This window comes from Longimicrobium sp. (assembly GCF_036387355.1).
GTDB lineage: Bacteria > Gemmatimonadota > Gemmatimonadetes > Longimicrobiales > Longimicrobiaceae > Longimicrobium.
This window is the reverse complement of the sequence record NZ_DASVTX010000518.1, coordinates 1-2,363: the sequence shown is the minus strand read 5'-3', so window position 1 is coordinate 2,363 and position 2,363 is coordinate 1. Positions and strand designations below refer to the sequence as shown.

At 73.1% G+C, this 2,363-nt stretch carries 1 protein-coding gene; it reads right to left on the bottom strand.

Features of this window, described 5'->3' with window-relative positions:
- Positions 1–78 precede the first annotated feature (78 nt).
- Positions 79–2,363, bottom strand: a 2,285-nt coding sequence (locus tag VF665_RS22385; RefSeq protein ID WP_331055699.1) for a putative bifunctional diguanylate cyclase/phosphodiesterase, incomplete at its 5' end; no start/stop codon positions are given.

Here is a 2,363-nt window from a genome sequence, read left to right as displayed (position 1 = left end):
CCTATTCCCTATTCCCTATTCCCTATTCCCTATTCCCTATTCCCTATTCCCTATTCCCTATTCCCTATTCCCTATTCCCTATTCCCTATTCCCTGCCGTATCCCCCAGCAGCGCCGTCGCCGCGGCCACGTCCAGCGGCCGGTGAATGCCGAAGCCCTGCGCGTAGTCGCAGCCGGCCTCGCGCACGAAGCGCAGCTGGTCGTCCGTTTCCACACCCTCGGCCACGGTGCGCAGCCCCAGGTTGCGCGCCAGCGACAGGATGGTGCGCACGATCTCCGCGCTCTCCTGGTCCGTCCCGATGCGGTGCACGAAGCTGCGGTCGACCTTGAGGCAGTCCACCGGCAGGCGGTGCAGGTAGGCCAGCGACGAGTATCCCGTCCCGAAGTCGTCGATGCACAGGCACACGCCCAGCGCCCGCAGCGCCGCCATGGTGGCCGTCGTGGCCTCCGCGTTTTCCGCCAGCACACTTTCCGTGATCTCCAGCCGCAGCACGCCGCCGTCCAGCCCCGTTTCCGCCAGAATCGCGGCCACGTCCCCCGCCAGCCCCGGGTGCGCCAGCTGCCGCGCGCTCAGGTTCACGTTCACGTGCAGCGCCCGCGTGCCGACGCTCGCGCGCCACGCCGCCATCTGCATGCACGCCGCGCGCAGCACCTGGATCCCGAGCGGAACGATCAATCCCGTCTCCTCCGCCAGGGGGATGAACTCCGCCGGCGAGCGCGTCGTGCCGTCCTCCTGCGTCCACCGCACCAGCGCCTCGAACCCCTCCACCACGCCCGAGTCCAGCCGGATCAGCGGCTGGTAGACCACGGACAGCTCCTGCCGGTCCACCGCGCGGCGCAGCTGCGTCTCCATCTGCAGGCGCGCCACGGCCTGGGCGTGCATCCGCGGATCGAACAGCTGGCACCGGCCCCGCCCCGCCGCCTTGGCGCGGTGCATGGCCGTGTCGGCGTCGCGCAGCAGTTCGTCCGCCGAATGCTCGGGATTGGGGAGCACCAGGCCGATGCTGGCACTGGTGAACACCTCCCGGCCGCCTGCACGGATGGGCGCGCCCATCGCCCGCAGCACCTGCCCCGCCATGCGCGTCGCCTCGCTGGCGTCCGCCACGCCGTCCAGCAGCAGGGTAAAGACGTCCGCGCCAAAGCGGGCCACGGTGTCCCCCGGCGTGAGGCACGCCTCCAGCCGGCGCGCCACCTCGCGCAGCACCTCGTCGCCCACGGTGTGGCCCAACGACTCGTTGATGGTCTTGAAGCGGTCCAGGTCCAGCAGCGCCACCGCGAACGGCCGCCCGCGGCGCACCGCCTGCCGCAGCCGGTCCTTGAACAGGCCGCGGTTGGGCAGCTCCGTCAGCTCGTCGTACAGGTCGCGGATGGCCAGCGCCTCCTCCGCGCTGCGGCGCCCCGTGACGTCCGCCTGCGAGCCGGCCACCCGCACCGCCCGCCCGTCCTCCCCGCGCACCGCCAGGCCGCGGCACAGCATCCACCGCTCGCCGCCGTCCGCGTGGCGCGCCCGGTACTCGCACTCGAACACCGGCTGGTCGCCCCGCAGGTGCGTGTCCAGGGCGGACAGAAAGCGGTCGCGGTCGTTGGGGTGGATGAGCGCGGCCCAGTCCGCCAGCGTGCACCGCAGCGGCGCATCCGGCATTCCCAGCGCGGCGGCCCACCGGGGGGAAAGCGACAGGGTGTCCCCATCCACCTCCCACTCCCACAGCCCGTCGTGCGCGCCGCGGGCCGCGTGGTGAAAGCGGTCTTCGCTGGCCTGCAGCACCTGCTCCGCGCGGCGGCTTTCGGTAATGTCCAGAAAGCTCCACACCCGCCCCTCCGCGCGCCCCTCCACCCAGAGCGGCTGCGAGTAGCGCTCGTACACGCGGCCGTCCAGGAACTCCACCACGTCGTAGCTCCCCCGCTCCGTCGCGCTCATGATGGCGTGCACGCGGGCCACGTACGCGCCCGCGTCCGCCAGCTGCGCGCGCACGGCCTCCCTCAGCGCGCGGTCCTGCGTGCCGGGAACCACCGGGCCGGAGATGCGCCACATGTCCAGCACGCGCTGGTTGGCGGCGCGCACCCGCCCCTTCGCATCCACCACCAGCAGCCCGTCGGAGGTGGCCTCCAGCGCGCCGTGCGCCAGCGCCCGCAGGTACGCCGCCTCGCGCGCGGACTGCCGGCTGCGCACCACGGGCTCGCACCCCACCAGCACCATCCCGTCCGCCGCGCGCAGGGCAAAGCGAATGCGGGGCGTGGCGGCCGTGGCGCGGGCAAGCCGGCCCTGGCAGCGGAACGCGGTGCCCGGCGCGGCGAGGGCGGCGGCGAGCGTGGCGCGCACTTCCCCCCGCACCCGCGGCGGAAAGGCGTCCGCGGCCTCCGCGC